15 protein-coding genes are annotated in these 13,714 nt (G+C 63.2%); 9 read left to right on the forward strand and 6 right to left on the reverse strand.

Features of this window, described 5'->3' with window-relative positions:
* Positions 1–360 precede the first annotated feature (360 nt).
* The 7 genes from MHX53_RS11250 (at position 361) to MHX53_RS11280 (ending at position 7,444) form a co-directional block, all read left to right on the forward strand.
* Complete coding sequence (locus MHX53_RS11250; RefSeq protein ID WP_102238004.1) at positions 361–570, forward strand: heavy metal-associated domain-containing protein; 210 nt, start codon at positions 361–363, stop codon at positions 568–570.
* 70 nt (positions 571–640) lie between these two features.
* Positions 641–2,911 carry a heavy metal translocating P-type ATPase gene (locus MHX53_RS11255; RefSeq protein ID WP_343212373.1) on the forward strand — a complete coding sequence of 757 codons (2,271 nt, stop codon included), beginning with the start codon at positions 641–643 and terminating at the stop codon, positions 2,909–2,911.
* 49 nt (positions 2,912–2,960) lie between these two features.
* Positions 2,961–3,302 (forward strand): hypothetical protein, encoded by a 342-nt coding sequence (locus tag MHX53_RS11260; protein ID WP_102238005.1) that lies wholly within the window; start codon positions 2,961–2,963, stop codon positions 3,300–3,302.
* A gap of 151 nt (positions 3,303–3,453) precedes the next feature.
* Positions 3,454–4,047, forward strand: coding sequence for a YdhK family protein (locus tag MHX53_RS11265; protein WP_102238006.1), 594 nt, complete (start codon positions 3,454–3,456; stop codon positions 4,045–4,047).
* A gap of 194 nt (positions 4,048–4,241) precedes the next feature.
* Positions 4,242–6,302, forward strand: a complete 2,061-nt coding sequence (locus MHX53_RS11270; protein ID WP_239272778.1) for a heavy metal translocating P-type ATPase — start codon at positions 4,242–4,244, stop codon at positions 6,300–6,302.
* Positions 6,299–6,634, forward strand: coding sequence for a metal-sensitive transcriptional regulator (locus tag MHX53_RS11275; RefSeq protein WP_257994461.1), 336 nt, complete (start codon positions 6,299–6,301; stop codon positions 6,632–6,634). The genes MHX53_RS11270 and MHX53_RS11275 overlap by 4 nt, the downstream gene beginning before the upstream one ends.
* Before the next feature lie 186 nt (positions 6,635–6,820).
* The gene (locus MHX53_RS11280; protein WP_102238008.1) at positions 6,821–7,444 is read left to right on the forward strand and encodes a CueP family metal-binding protein; all 624 of its coding nucleotides are present in this window, start codon (positions 6,821–6,823) and stop codon (positions 7,442–7,444) included.
* Positions 7,445–7,602: 158 nt separating this feature from the next.
* Here the strand turns inward: MHX53_RS11280 and MHX53_RS11285 are convergent, their stop codons facing one another.
* From MHX53_RS11285 to MHX53_RS11295, 3 genes are read right to left on the reverse strand one after another with little or no spacing between them, the layout of a single operon-like run.
* Positions 7,603–8,484, reverse strand: a complete 882-nt coding sequence (locus MHX53_RS11285; RefSeq protein ID WP_239272768.1) for an RNA methyltransferase — start codon at positions 8,482–8,484, stop codon at positions 7,603–7,605.
* A complete protein-coding gene (locus tag MHX53_RS11290; protein WP_102238010.1) occupies positions 8,481–9,254 on the reverse strand; it encodes a sulfite exporter TauE/SafE family protein in 774 nt (257 codons plus the stop codon). Before MHX53_RS11290 ends, MHX53_RS11285 begins: the two co-directional genes overlap by 4 nt.
* Complete coding sequence (locus tag MHX53_RS11295; RefSeq protein ID WP_239272769.1) at positions 9,251–10,033, reverse strand: ABC transporter ATP-binding protein; 783 nt, start codon at positions 10,031–10,033, stop codon at positions 9,251–9,253. The genes MHX53_RS11290 and MHX53_RS11295 overlap by 4 nt, the downstream gene beginning before the upstream one ends.
* 34 nt (positions 10,034–10,067) lie before the next feature.
* On the opposite strand from MHX53_RS11295, the gene MHX53_RS11300 reads away from it, so the two are divergent.
* Both MHX53_RS11300 and serB read left to right on the forward strand, forming a co-directional pair.
* Entirely contained in the window at positions 10,068–10,817 is a 750-nt protein-coding gene (locus MHX53_RS11300; RefSeq protein WP_239272770.1) for a hypothetical protein, read from the forward strand.
* A 4-nt stretch (positions 10,818–10,821) separates the two neighbouring features.
* Positions 10,822–11,595: a phosphoserine phosphatase SerB gene (gene serB, locus MHX53_RS11305; protein ID WP_239272771.1), complete on the forward strand. Its 774-nt coding sequence runs from the start codon at positions 10,822–10,824 to the stop codon at positions 11,593–11,595.
* A 25-nt stretch (positions 11,596–11,620) separates the two neighbouring features.
* On the opposite strand, the gene MHX53_RS11310 is transcribed toward serB, so the two are convergent.
* From MHX53_RS11310 to fabG, 3 genes are read right to left on the reverse strand one after another with little or no spacing between them, the layout of a single operon-like run.
* Entirely contained in the window at positions 11,621–12,106 is a 486-nt protein-coding gene (locus MHX53_RS11310; protein ID WP_239272772.1) for a histidine phosphatase family protein, read from the reverse strand.
* 55 nt (positions 12,107–12,161) lie between these two features.
* Positions 12,162–12,920, reverse strand: coding sequence for an enoyl-ACP reductase FabI (gene fabI / locus MHX53_RS11315; protein WP_239272773.1), 759 nt, complete (start codon positions 12,918–12,920; stop codon positions 12,162–12,164).
* Between the two features lie 21 nt (positions 12,921–12,941).
* Complete coding sequence (gene fabG, locus MHX53_RS11320; protein WP_102238015.1) at positions 12,942–13,646, reverse strand: 3-oxoacyl-ACP reductase FabG; 705 nt, start codon at positions 13,644–13,646, stop codon at positions 12,942–12,944.
* Between the last annotated feature and the right edge of the window lie 68 nt (positions 13,647–13,714).

The following is a 13,714-nucleotide window of genomic DNA, read 5'->3' on the forward strand; positions in this document are numbered from 1 at the left end:
GCCGCCGACTACCATGCCGGCGGCGGCTCATGCCACCACGCCGTCGGCCGCCCCGACCCCACCCGCCCCCAAGTAGCGCCCGCCCGGGGCCCCGCTGCCGACCCGCCGATAAGCGCGTGCATGCCGAGGAGACCCATGATCAGCAGTGCAGTGAGTACGACGAGCTGCAGCCAGTGCTGGCCGCGGCAGGGTTCAGGAGTCGCGCTCTTCACAGCCACAGCATACCCAGGTGGCGTATCACCTCGAAACGTTGGGTCCATTCAAGAGCGAGCCCGACTCACCTTGCAGGCATACCCTATAGGGGTATACTGTTCACAAGATGGTACCCGCCGGGGGTACCCAAGTAGAGAGGGTTATCCGATGACTGCCAACGAGTACCAAGTGACGGGCATGACTTGCGGGCACTGCGAGGTATCAGTCCGCGAGGAGGTCGGCGAGATCGCCGGTGTCACCGGCATCGAGGTCAGCGCTCAAACCGGCCGGCTGGTCGTCACCACCTCCGGCGACCTCGACGACGCGAAGGTCCTGGCCGCCGTCGAGGAGGCCGGCTACTCGGCCGTGCGCGCCTGATGAAGGCCCCGGCCAGCCTCGCGGCCCACGGCACTGCATGGCCACGGCAGAGCAGAGAGAAGGAAGTGACGTGAGCACACCAGCGCCACTGAGTGCGGACAGCGACATCGAGCTGGAGGTCGGTGGGATGACCTGCGCCTCCTGCGCGAACAGGATCGAGCGCAAGCTCAACAAGCTCGACGGCGTCACCGCGAGCGTCAACTACGCCACCGAAAAGGCCAAGGTCACCGTGCCTGCCGACTATGACCCGGCCCTTCTGGTCGCGGAGGTCGAAAAGACCGGCTACACCGCCGCCCTGCCCCGGCCCGAAGCTGCGACGACGGACTCCGAAGGCAACGATCAGGACCCAGCCGATGACCCCGAACTGACCTCGCTGAAGCAGAGGCTGATCGGGTCGATTGTGCTCACCGTCCCGGTAATCGCGATGGCCATGGTTCCGGTCCTGCAGTTCACCTACTGGCAGTGGGCCTCGCTGGCTCTGGCCGCGCCGGTAATCGTCTGGGCGGGCTGGCCGTTCCACAAGGCCGCATGGACCAACCTCAAGCACGGCACAGCCACGATGGACACGCTCGTCTCGATGGGCACGAGTGCGGCGTTCCTGTGGTCGCTATATGCATTGTTCCTCGGCCATGCCGGCATGCCGGGGATGACGCATCCCTTCGAGTTCACTATCGCGCCGTCTGACGGCGCGGGCAACATCTACCTCGAGGCCGCCGCGGGGGTGACGATGTTCATCCTCGCCGGCCGCTACTTCGAGAAGCGCTCCAAGCGCCAGGCCGGTGCCGCGCTGCGCGCTCTGCTCGACCTCGGGGCGAAAGAGGTCTCCGTCCTGCGGGACGGCGTCGAGACCAAGATCCCGATCGGAGAGTTGGCCGTCGGCGACGAGTTCGCCGTCCGCCCCGGCGAGAAGATCGCCACCGACGGCACCGTTGTGACCGGCACCTCGGCCGTGGACGCCTCCATGCTCACCGGCGAGTCCGTTCCCGTCGAGGTCGTCGCCGGCGACGCGGTGACTGGGGCCACGGTCAACGCCAGCGGGCGTCTTGTCGTGCGGGCGACCCGGGTCGGGTCGGACACCCAGCTGGCGCAGATGGCGAAGCTGGTCGAGGATGCCCAGTCCGGCAAGGCCGCCGTCCAGCGTCTGGCCGACCGCATCTCCGGCATCTTCGTGCCGATCGTCATCGCCATCGCCCTCGTCACGCTCGGCGCATGGCTGATCTTCGGACCCGGCGTCTCCGCCGCCTTCACCGCAGCGGTTGCGGTCCTCGTCATCGCCTGCCCCTGCGCCCTCGGCCTGGCCACCCCGACAGCGCTACTGGTCGGGACCGGTCGCGGCGCGCAGATGGGCGTCCTCATCAAGGGCCCCGAAGTCCTCGAATCCACACGCAAGGTCGACACCGTCGTCCTCGACAAGACCGGCACCGTCACCACCGGCAAGATGACCTTGGTCGACGCAATCACCGAGCCGGGCATTGACCGCACCGAGCTGCTTCGCCTGGCTGGCGCTTTGGAGGACGCCTCCGAACACCCGATCGCCCAGGCCATCGCCAAGGGCGCGGCCGTGGAGGGCGGGCAGCTGTCGACACCGGAGGATTTCGCCAACATCGAAGGCAAGGGCGTCCAGGGCGTCGTCGACGGCCACGCGGTGCTCGTCGGCAGGGAATCGCTCCTGGCCGACTGGTCTCAGCAGCTCTCCTCCGATGTCGCAGCCGCCAAGGCCGAGGCCGAGGCAGAGGGCAAGACCGTCGTCGCGGTCGGCTGGGACGGACAGGCCCGCGGGATCCTCGTCGTCGCCGACGCCGTCAAGCCCACCAGCGCCGAGGCGATCCAAGGACTGAAGGACCTGGGACTCACTCCGGTCCTGCTCACCGGCGACAACGAGGCCGTGGCCCGCCGGATCGCCGCCGAGGTCGGCATCGAGAAGGTCATCGCCGAGGTCCTGCCCAAGGACAAGGTCGACGTCGTCACCGGCCTCCAGAGCGAGGGCAAGGTCGTCGCGATGGTCGGCGACGGCGTCAACGACGCCCCGGCGCTGGCGCAGGCCGATCTCGGCCTGGCGATGGGCACCGGCACCGACGTGGCCATCGAGGCCTCCGACATCACCCTCGTGCGCGGGGACCTGCGAGCCGCGGTCGACGCGATCCGCCTGTCCCGCATGACCCTCGGCACGATCAAGACGAACCTGTTCTGGGCCTTCGCCTACAACGTCGCTGCGATCCCGATCGCGGCGCTGGGCATGCTCAACCCCATGCTCGCAGGCGCGGCGATGGCGTTTTCCAGCGTGTTCGTCGTCGGCAACAGCCTCCGCTTGCGCGGGTTCCGCAGTGTCGCCAAGCAGTGACGCCGCAGAACCAACCATCATCCGAACACACGAAAGGTATGCACCGAGAATGAGCAACGAAGACCAGGCGCCCACCAGCTGCTGCAGCACGTCCCCCGCAGTCGAGGCATCCGTCGCCGAGGAAGCTGTCAGCGCTGGTTCCAGCTGCTGCGGCACGGCCGGCACAGAGAACCCCGCCGCCGATTCCGGCCATCGCGAAAACCTTCTGGTCGAAGGCAGCGACGGCATGACCACCTGCCCCGTCATGGTCGGCAATCCGGTCAACAAACAGGACGCCGAAGAAAAGGGCCTCTTCCGCGACTACGACGGGCAGCGCTACTGGCTCTGCTGCCCCGGCTGCGGACCGACCTTCGACTCCGACCCCGCCAACTACGCCGCCAACATGGCCTGATCCTTCGACGGCCCGGGCCTGCAGCATCACTGCTACTGCCCCGGGTCGACCGGATCGTAACTAAACGATTCCACGCACACCGATCGACATTTGACCTATACCCCATAGGGGTATATGGTTGATCGGGTCAGACTGATGAATTGGAGATTTCATGCGTAAGCGCCTTATCACCACCGTCGCCGCGGGAGTGCTCGGCGGAGCACTCGTGCTCACCGGCTGCAGTACTGGCGGAGACCAGGACCAGGCGACGCCATCGTCGACCAGTCAGCACGAGGGCCACGGAAGCGGTGGCAGCAGCGACGGCGGCGGGATGGAGCATCCGATGGACGGCGGCCCCGCCCCAGAGGGCATCGAAAAGGCTTCCTCGCCGAAGTACCCGGCCGGCACCGAGGTCACGCTCACCGCAGACCACATGAAGGGCATGGACGGCGCGAAGGCCACCATCGTCGGGGCCTACGACACCTACACCTACGCGGTGGACTTCACGCCCACCACCGGCGACGCGCCGGTCAAGGACCACAAGTGGGTCGTGCAGCAGGAGATCATGGACGCCGGCGCCCAGCGCCTGCCCGACGGCACTGAGGTCGCCCTGGAGGCCGAGCACATGGAGGGCATGCAGGGCGCGAAGGCCACCATCGCCTCCTCCACCGACGAGACCGTCTACATGGTCGACTACGAGTCCGACGGTATGACCATGACGAACCACAAGTGGGTCGTCGAGAACGAGATCAAGCCGGCCTCCTGAGCCGGCCGCTGGGGGCCCTGAAGGGTCCGCGGCGAGACACGACCCGATCGAAGGAAAGACCGGGGAAGAACGAAGGGAAGCGAAGAGCAGTGACGGACCCGACCACGCATCACCATCACCATGACCACGACGGCGTCGCGACCACCGAGTCCGGCCATGTTGACGACTCGCATGCCGAGCACGAAGGCCACGCCGTGAAACACGGTGCCCACGCCGGGCACGGCGATCACGGCAGTGGTCATAGTGGTCATGCGGGCCATGGCGACCACGTCAGCCAGTTCCGTCGACTGTTCTGGATCAACCTCGTCATCGCCATCCCGGTGGTCGCGTTCTCCCCCATGTTCGCCATGCTCCTGGGCTACTCGGTGCCCAGCTGGGCGGGCTGGGTCGCCGCGGTGCTCGGCACCGTCATGTACGCCTGGGGCGGCACACCGTTCCTCACCGGTGCCGTCAGCGAGCTGAAGAGCCGCAAGCCCGGCATGATGCTGCTGATCGCGCTCGGGATCACCGTGGCGTTCCTCGCCTCCTGGGCCGCCACCGTGGGGCTCGTCCACCACGAGCTCGAGTTCTGGTGGGAGCTGGCGCTGCTGATCGTGATCATGCTGCTCGGCCACTGGATCGAGATGCGGTCCCTGGCCCAGACAACCTCGGCGCTGGACTCCCTTGCCGCGTTGCTGCCCGACGAAGCGGAGCGCGTCGAGGGCGACGAAACCGTCAAGGTCGACCCGGCCGAGCTGCGCGTCGGCGACGTCGTCATCGTCCGCCCCGGAGGCAGCGTCCCCGCCGACGGCACCGTCATCGACGGCCGCGCTGACATGGACGAGTCGATGATCACCGGCGAGTCGCGACCCGTCGCCCGCGGCGAGGGCGATGCGGTCACCGCCGGCACTGTGGCCACTGACTCCGGTTTGCGGGTGGAGATCACCGCCACCGGCGACGACACGGCACTGGCCGGCATCAACAGGCTCGTCGCCGAGGCCCAGGGGTCTTCGTCCCGCGCCCAGCGCATCGCCGACAAGGCGGCTGCCTTGCTGTTCTGGTTCGCCCTCGGGGCCGCTCTGATCACTGCCGTCGCCTGGACCCTCTTCGGGCTGCCCAACGATGCCGTCATCCGCACCATCACCGTGCTCGTCATCGCCTGCCCGCACGCGCTAGGTCTGGCGATCCCGCTGGTCGTGTCCATCGCCACCGAGCGCGCCGCCCGCGGTGGCGTCCTGGTCAAGGACCGCCTCGCGCTGGAGTCCATGCGCCAGGTCGACGCAGTGCTCTTCGACAAGACCGGCACCCTGACCAAGGGCGAGCCCACCGTCACCGGCGTCGAGCCGATCGCAGGCCTGGACGCCGACCAGGTACTCGCCCTAGCCGCTGCCGCCGAGGCCGACAGCGAGCACCCGCTCGCCCAGGCCATCGTCGCTGCCGCCAAAGACAAGAGCCTGACCGTCGAACCAGCCAGTGGATTCTCGTCCTCGCCGGCAGTGGGGGTCACCGCGACCGTGGCCGGCCAGGAGATCCGCGTCGGAGGCCCCCGACTGCTCGAGGAGACCGGGCAGCACGAGATCGACGCCGCCGAGGAGTGGCGAGCCGCGGGCGCGATCATCCTGCACGTCCTACGCGACGGAAAGGTCATCGGCGGGCTCAAGCTCGCCGACGAGGTCCGCCCCGAGTCCCGCGACGCCGTCGACGCGCTGCACCGGCTCGGCGTCGAGGTCGTCATGATCACCGGCGACGCCCAGTCCGTCGCCGACGAGGTCGGCCGGCAGCTCGGCATCGACCGCGTCTTCGCCGGCGTCCGCCCCGAGGACAAGTCCGCCAAGGTCGCCCAGCTCCAGCACGAGGGAAAGAAGGTCGCCATGGTCGGCGACGGCGTCAACGACGCCCCCGCCCTCGCCCAGGCCGACGTCGGCATCGCCATCGGAGCCGGCACCGATGTCGCCATCGCCTCCGCCGGGGTCATCCTCGCCAGCTCCGACCCCCGTTCGGTGCTCTCGGTTATCCAACTCTCCCGTGCCGCATACCGTAAAATGAAGCAGAACCTGTGGTGGGCTGCCGGGTACAACCTGCTCTCTGTGCCGCTCGCGGCCGGTGTGCTCGCACCCGTCGGCTTTGTCATGCCGATGTCGGTTGGCGCGATCCTGATGTCGATCTCCACCGTCGTCGTCGCCCTCAACGCCCAGTTGCTGCGTCGCATCGACCTCACCCCAGATGCAAGCACTCGTTCCGTCCTGGAGCGTCAGAAATTAAGGACACATTCATGACCACCGACACGGCCACCAATGACACCGGCGGCGACACCGAGACCCACCAGCACGGCTACATCAGCGACAAGGCCCGCTACCTCAGCCGCATGAAGCGCATCGAAGGCCAGGCGCGCGGCATCGCGAAGATGATCGATGACGAGAAGTACTGCATCGACATCCTCACTCAGGTCTCCGCGCTCACCCGGGCACTGCAGGGGGTCGCGACCGGCCTGCTCGATGACCACCTCAAGCACTGCGTGCTCGACGCCGCCAAGCAAGGCGATGAGGACGCGGCCATCGCCAAGATCCAGGAAGCCTCCGATGCCATCAACCGACTCGTGCGCTCCTGACACCATCTGATTTCGGTTGACACCAGACGCCTCCCAGGCTGTTGCACCCCAGACCAAGACTATGCTCTCGACGTCTCCGGGCTGGCGTGGGCTACCCCTCGTCTGGCCCTCGGCCCCCGACGAAATCGGGCCGCCTGAGGTCGAATCGGTCGATATGAACATTTTCACCTGAGAAAAGAGTTGGCCATGCCCCTTGCCATTGTTACTCCGATCCACCCCTCCAGGAGCCGCCTGAGACTCTGCGCGACCATAACCGCGCTGGCGACCAGCGCCGTCCTCCTGCTCAGCGGCTGTGCTGATGCGGAACCGTCCGTCGACGCAGGGTCCGATCACTCATTGGTGGCCGAGCACGATCTCGACGGCCTGAATGCACGGGACGTCATCAAGCGCCTCGACACAACGAAGGTGTCAGATCGCTCGTCTGAACTCATTGCTTCGATTGAACCCGAACAGTTGGTCCTGTCCGACGATCAGAACAAGCAGACCACTCTGCCGATGCCAAAGGACGAATTTTACGTCTCTATCGCTCCCTATCGCGGGCAGACTCACGAATGCTACTTCCACAGCCTCACAACTTGTCGCGGCGAGCTCGCCAATACTGACGTCGACGTTACCGTGGTCGAGGCGACGTCTGGGAGGACCATCCTCGATGAAACGCTGAGGACTTACGACAACGGATTCGTGGGGATCTGGCTGCCACGCGGAATTGACGCGTCGCTCACAGTCTCAGCCGAAGGCCGCACCGCAAAGCAGGATGTATCGACCCGCGCAGATGACCCCACTTGCTTGACCGGATTTCAATTGACTTGATGCTCGGACTCCAAGCTCACCACCAGAGTGCCGGCTTCAGTACAGTCGGTCGGCAGCAGTGCATCAGGGTAAAGGCCCTAGTGGCGCAGGTCACACTCGCCACCACGATATTCGCGCCGGTGAAAACGGACTGACTCGACCACCTCTGGACAGTGACGCTACCTCTTGTGGCGCAACCTCGTCGCATAGAGCGCGATTGCCGAGGCCGCCGCGACGTTTAACGAGTCAACTCCGCCCATCATCGGGATCGTGACTCTTCTGTCGAGCCGCTGCTCAGTCGCTTGAGTCAGCCCAGGACCCTCGGAGCCGAAGACGAGAGCGAGCTTCTCATAATCTTCAGCGACCAGCTCGTCCAAAGTGATCGCGCCCTCGCCTAGAGTCATGCCCGCAACGACGAACCCTGCATCCTGGAGGGTGTCGATGCTCTCTGGCCAAGGATCGATTCTTGTCCACGGAACTTGGAACACGGTCCCCATGGATACCCGGATGGCGCGCCGGTACAAGGGGTCGGCGCATCGGGGTGTTACCAGGACGGCGTCGGCGCCAAGGGCGGCTACGGAACGGAAGATCGCGCCCACGTTCGTGTGATCCACCAAATCTTCAATGACGACAACGACCGAGGCGTCTCTCACCACCTCGGCAACGCTGGAAAGGTGGGGACGCTGGGTACTTGCCAGGGCACCTCGGTGGAGGCGAAAACCGGCGACTTTTTCTAGATCAGTTTCGCTTCCCACGTAGATGGGGACGTCGTGGTGGGCGATCACTGGGGCGAGCGGTTCGAGCCAGTGGGCGTTGAGGAAGAACGAACGGAACTTCATGCCGGCGTCGTGGGCGCGTTGAATGATCTTGGATGATTCGGAGATGAAAAGGCCGTTTTCCGGTTCGAGTTTCTTCCGGAGGTCCACGTCGGTCAGGTGCGTGTAGTCCTCAGGTGGGGGCACGTGAGCCAGGTGTTGCACTCGGGCAGGGTTGATGCCGTGTTGTTCGCATAGCGCTTCGATGTCTTGGGCGCTCAAGTCGGCTTTCTTGGGTGTGTTCATGCGTGGATTCCCAAGATGCGCACAAACGCCACGATGCCCAGAATGACTATCACTGCGCGCAGAGCGGTGGGGTTGAGTTTTCGGCCAACACGGGCGCCCACGTAACCGCCTATGAGCGAACCGGCTGCAATGAGCACCACGGCCATCCACGAAATCTTGTTGAATCCAATAACCGTGTATGCCGTTGCAGACACCACGTTGACGAACAGCACCAGAACGTTTTTGTACCCGTTCATCTTTTGAAGCGGCTCATCGAGGACAATTCCAAGAAGACCGATGAGTATGATGCCCTGAGCTGCCGCAAAGTAACCACCATAAATGGCTGTGAAGAACAGGATGCAGTACACGGCGACTGTGCTGTTTGTCAGGGCCGTGGCATCGCGGGCTTTCAGATATTTCTGCAGTCGTGGCTGTACCACCACCATGATGAGCGCGAAGACAATGAGAACAGGGACAATAAGTTCAAACGACTTCGCCGGCAGAATCACCAGTAGCGTTGCGCCAACAAGCGAACCTGCCATCGATGCGGGTATCCAGCGTTTGAGTCTGTCGCCGGAGCCGCGAAGCTCTTCACGGTATCCGAATGACGAGGCAATATTTCCCGGGATGAGCCCCAGCGCGTTACTCATGGTCGCGGCTTGGGGTGGCACGCCAAAGGCCACGAGCGCGGGAAAGGTAATCAGAGTTCCGGAACCCACCACGGCGTTGATGGTGCCAGCGCCCAGTCCTGCAAGAAAGATGAGCGCGCTAGTGAGCAGATCAAACGTCACTGTGCCTGAGCGTGGAAGCGACCACCGACAGTGGTGAGCTCGATGTCCAAACCAAACGTTTCAGACAGGTTCTCTGATGTCAGGGTTTCTTCCAAAGATCCAGCGGCTGTCACCTTGCCGTCGCGAAGGAGCAGGGCGTGAGTGGTTCCCTGCGGAATCTCTTCTACGTGGTGAGTGACCATGAGGGTGGTAGGTGCGTACTTTCCGCCGATGATCTCCGTGAGCGCCTGCAGCAGGTCTTCGCGGCCGCCCAGGTCGAGTCCCGACGCTGGTTCGTCCAGGAGCAGAATTTCCGGGTCAGTCATGAGTGAGCGGGCAATCTGCACACGTTTGCGTTCACCTTCCGAAAGGGAGCCAAATGTGCGGTCTTTGAAATCGCCAATACCAAAAGCGTGCAGAAGGTCGTGAGCTCGCTCTTCGTCGATCTGATCGTATTCTTCAGTCCAGCGACCAACCACGCCGTATGCGGCGGTCATCACGATGTCGAAAGCAGTTTCACTGCGTGGCAGACGGTCGGCGAGGGTGGACGATGCGTAACCGATGCGCGGACGCAGTTCAAACACGTCGATCCTGCCCAGCTGTTCACCAAGAATTTTCACGGTTCCGCTGGTGGGGTGCATGCGTCCGGATACGAGTTCCAACAGCGTGGTCTTGCCAGCGCCGTTGGGGCCGAGGATCACCCAGTGCTGTCCTTCAGATACTGAGAGGCTCAGTCCGTCCAACAGGTGGTGAGGACCACGGCGAACAACAACATCTTCTAAGCTCAGCACTTCGCTCATATGTCAAACCCTACCCCACGGGTAATCTGTGCGTGTGCACAATCAGCGAGTTTTCCAGACTGTTCTTGTCACGACTGCGCTCAATACGTGTGTCGCACGGACACTGCCACCCGATTCGGTGGCGACGATCTTTTACGACGCCGGGTTTGAGGTGCCGGTCATCAACGACGATGCCGTGCTTGGCGAGCCACACACTGGCCTGTTGTTGTGGGCGGCTGCGGCGCGAGAGTTTGGGGTTGATCGGTTTCGTACGGAGTTGATTCACCCGGCGCTCACTCTCACGGTTCCGCAGGTGTCCAGGGAGCACAGTCGCGTGGTTGCGCAAGCGCCCGCCGTGATTGTCGCCGAGGTGTCCGGCGAGTCCCGCGCGGTGTTGGTCGTGCATGCGGAGGGCAATGTGGATGTGTTTCCGTGTGCGCACGTTCCGTACGCACCCTTGGGTGCGCGTTCTGGTGCAGAGGCTGTACGCCACTTGCGTCAGGTGGTCATGCGCGGGTTGTCGCTTGTTGAGCGCGGGATTGCCGATGAGTTTCGGAATCTTCCGTGGCGGGACTGGCAGGAGGACTTTGCTGGTGAGCACCGGCGTGCGGGGTCGTTCTTCATGGATTCCGCAGCCGAAGTGGCGTGTTTTTCCGCTGTTGATATCCACAGTGCTATGCGGCCCGATTTGGCGCCTGCAGCGGTTGAGCCACCGGAGTTAGGTGAGTTGCTGGCTCAGCTCCATGGGGCGGCTCACGATGTGGTGACCACGACCACGCGGGAAAGCGCCACACCGCTACGATAAAGCTATGCAACGGGTATGTGTTTTCGACTCTGGTCAGGTTCGCCACGATGTTTTTGACCCTGACGACTTGCCACCGGTTCTGGCTGATTTGCGTTCAGAAAACGACGATGTTCAGATCCTGCCCTCAGAGGTGAGTCTCGCGCCGCCTGAGCTAGTGGTTATGGATGTGGATTCCACACTGATCAACGAAGAAGTGATTGATCTGCTGGCCGCTCACGCTGGTGTTGAGGACCAGGTTGCAGCGATCACGGAGCGGGCCATGGCTGGCGAGTTGGATTTTGAAGAGTCGTTGCGCGAACGCGTGGCGTTGCTCAAGGGAGTCCCGGTGAGCGCGCTGGCCGAGGTGGCTGACCAGGTGACGCTCACCGCTGGAGTACCCGAGTGGGTGGAGGCCTTGCACGAGGTGGATTGTCACGTGGCTGTTGTGTCCGGTGGCTTCATTGAAATTGTTCAGCCGCTTGCGGACGGTGTTGGCATCGATGACGCGTTTGCGAACCAGTTGGAGTCCTCCGGCGGAGTGCTCACTGGCAAGGTCACGGGTCCCGTTGTTGACCGGGCGTTTAAGGCCCACACTCTTGCGGAGTTGGCGGAACGTGTGGGAGCTTCACGCACGTTGGCGATTGGCGATGGCGCGAACGACCTCGACATGGTCGAGCAAGCCACCTGTGGCATCGCATTTTGTGCGAAACCAGCCTTGGTTGAACGCGCGGACGTGGTTATTCGGCACCGCGACATGCGTCAGCTTGTAGAGATTTTCTGTGCGCCCTACGTGCGATGAGCGCCTGTTTGAGGTCTGTTGCGTTTTAGTTTCCGAAGTACCGCACAGTGGGTTCTGGGAATGTGTCGACGTCCCAACTGGGTAGCCGGAATACTGCTACGGATGATGGTTTGAATTTCTTGAGGCTCACACCGCTGAGCTGTTCAACTGTTTCCCACACGATGGGGTTGTGACCCACGATGTATGCCCCGGGCACGTCTTCGGGGATCGCGTTGATGGTGTCGAGCCAGGTTTGAACGGTGGCGTCGTATAGAGCAGGTTCGAACTGCAGTTCTACGGCGTTGAAATCTGGGCGTCCGCGGTAGGCGTCGTTGAGTGCATCAACAACTGCTTGCCCAGTCTGGGTTGTGCGTTTTGCCGGCGACGACACCAGGTGAGTCAGCGGGAACTGTGACAGAAAGCGTCCGGCGAGGGCCGCCTCGGCCACCCCTTCATCCGTGAGATGACGGTCGAAGTCTGGCATGGGGTCATGAGTTGCGTGCGCGTGACGCGCCAAAACGAGAGTGGGCATACCTACCAGTGTAGATATGCCCACCCGAAAAGTGCAGGAGGTTATGCGTTAGAGCTTATGCGCCTGTTGAGTGCAGTCCTCCGTCGACGTGAACCATTTCGCCGGTGGTGGCGGGGAACCAGTCGGAGAGAAGAGCGATGATGGCTTTCCCGGCTGGTTCGGTGTCGGTTTGATCCCACCCAAGTGGCGCGCGGTCGCCCCACACGTCTTCGAAGGCCTCGAAGCCGGGGATGGACTTGGCGGCGGTGGTCTTGAGTGGTCCGGCGGATACCAGGTTGACGCGGATCTTGTCCGGTCCCATGTACTTGGCGAGGTAGCGCGAGGTAGATTCCATGGCTGCCTTTGCCACACCCATCCAGTCATATGCCGGCCATGCGACGGTTGCGTCGAAGGTGAGGCCTACGATTCCGGCGCCGGGGTTGAGCACGCTCTTCGCGGCGACGGCGATGGACTTCAGCGAGTAAGCGGACACGTGGATCGCGGTGGAGACCGATTCAAATGGGGTGTCGAGGAACACGCCACCTAGAGCGTCCTTTGGTGCGAACGCGATTGCGTGCACGATTCCGTCGATGTTTCCGCCAAGGCGTTCAGGCAGTGCTGCCAGGTCTTCTTCGCTAGTTGCGTCGAGTTCGATAACCGGGGCTGGTTTGGGCAGTCGTTCAGCGATGATGGTGGTGATCTTCATCTGACGGCCGAAGCTGGACAGAATGACTTCTGCTCCCTGCTCCTGCGCAAGGCGTGCGGCCGCGAATGCGATTGACGACTCTGTGAGCACACCTGTGACGAGGATGCGCTTTCCTTCAAGAATTCCCATGATGACCTTTCTGTTCGTTCTTTAGTGTCCCATTCCCAAACCGCCGTCAACTGGAATGACAGCACCGGAAATATAGCTTGCGTCATCGGAAGCAACCCAGCTGACGACTTTGGCTACTTCGTGAGGTTCCGCGAAACGCTTTGCAGGGACAGCCTGCAGGTATTCCTTCTGCTTGGCTTCAGGGAGTTCGTCCGTCATGTCGGTGCGGATGAACCCGGGGGCGACGACGTTTGCGGTGATGCCGCGTGAGCCCACTTCGCGGGTGATCGAGCGGGCGAGTCCCACCAAGCCGGCTTTTGATGAGGAGTAGTTGGCCTGGCCGGCGACTCCGTAGAGACCGGAGACCGATGAAATGAGGATGATGCGGCCCCACTTTGAGCGGATCAGGTTGGTGATGCCGCGGCGGACCGTGCGGTACACACCAGTGAGGTTGGTGTTGATGACGTCTTCGAATTCTTCGTCGCTCATGCGCATGAGCAAGTTATCGCGGGTGATGCCCGCGTTTGCGACGATGATTTCAACGGGACCCAGCTCGTTTTCCACCGTGGTGTAAGCGGCGTCGAGTGAGTCGGAGTCGGTGACGTCGGCGGCGACGGCGAGGGCACCTTCTGGGGCGTCTCCGTTACGCGAGGTGACAGCGACGCGGTCGCCTTGCGCGATGAATTGTTCAGCGATTGTGCGTCCGATTCCGCGGTTACCGCCGGTGACGAGTACTGTGCGTGGCACTGAGGCTCCTGGACATAGATGACTAGCGGACAGTTTCTTTCCTAACCTATCAACGATTGCTCTGACCT

The sequence above is a fragment of the Brevibacterium sp. ACRRH genome (assembly GCF_022346365.1).
In the GTDB taxonomy this organism is placed as follows: Bacteria; Actinomycetota; Actinomycetes; order Actinomycetales; family Brevibacteriaceae; genus Brevibacterium; species Brevibacterium paucivorans.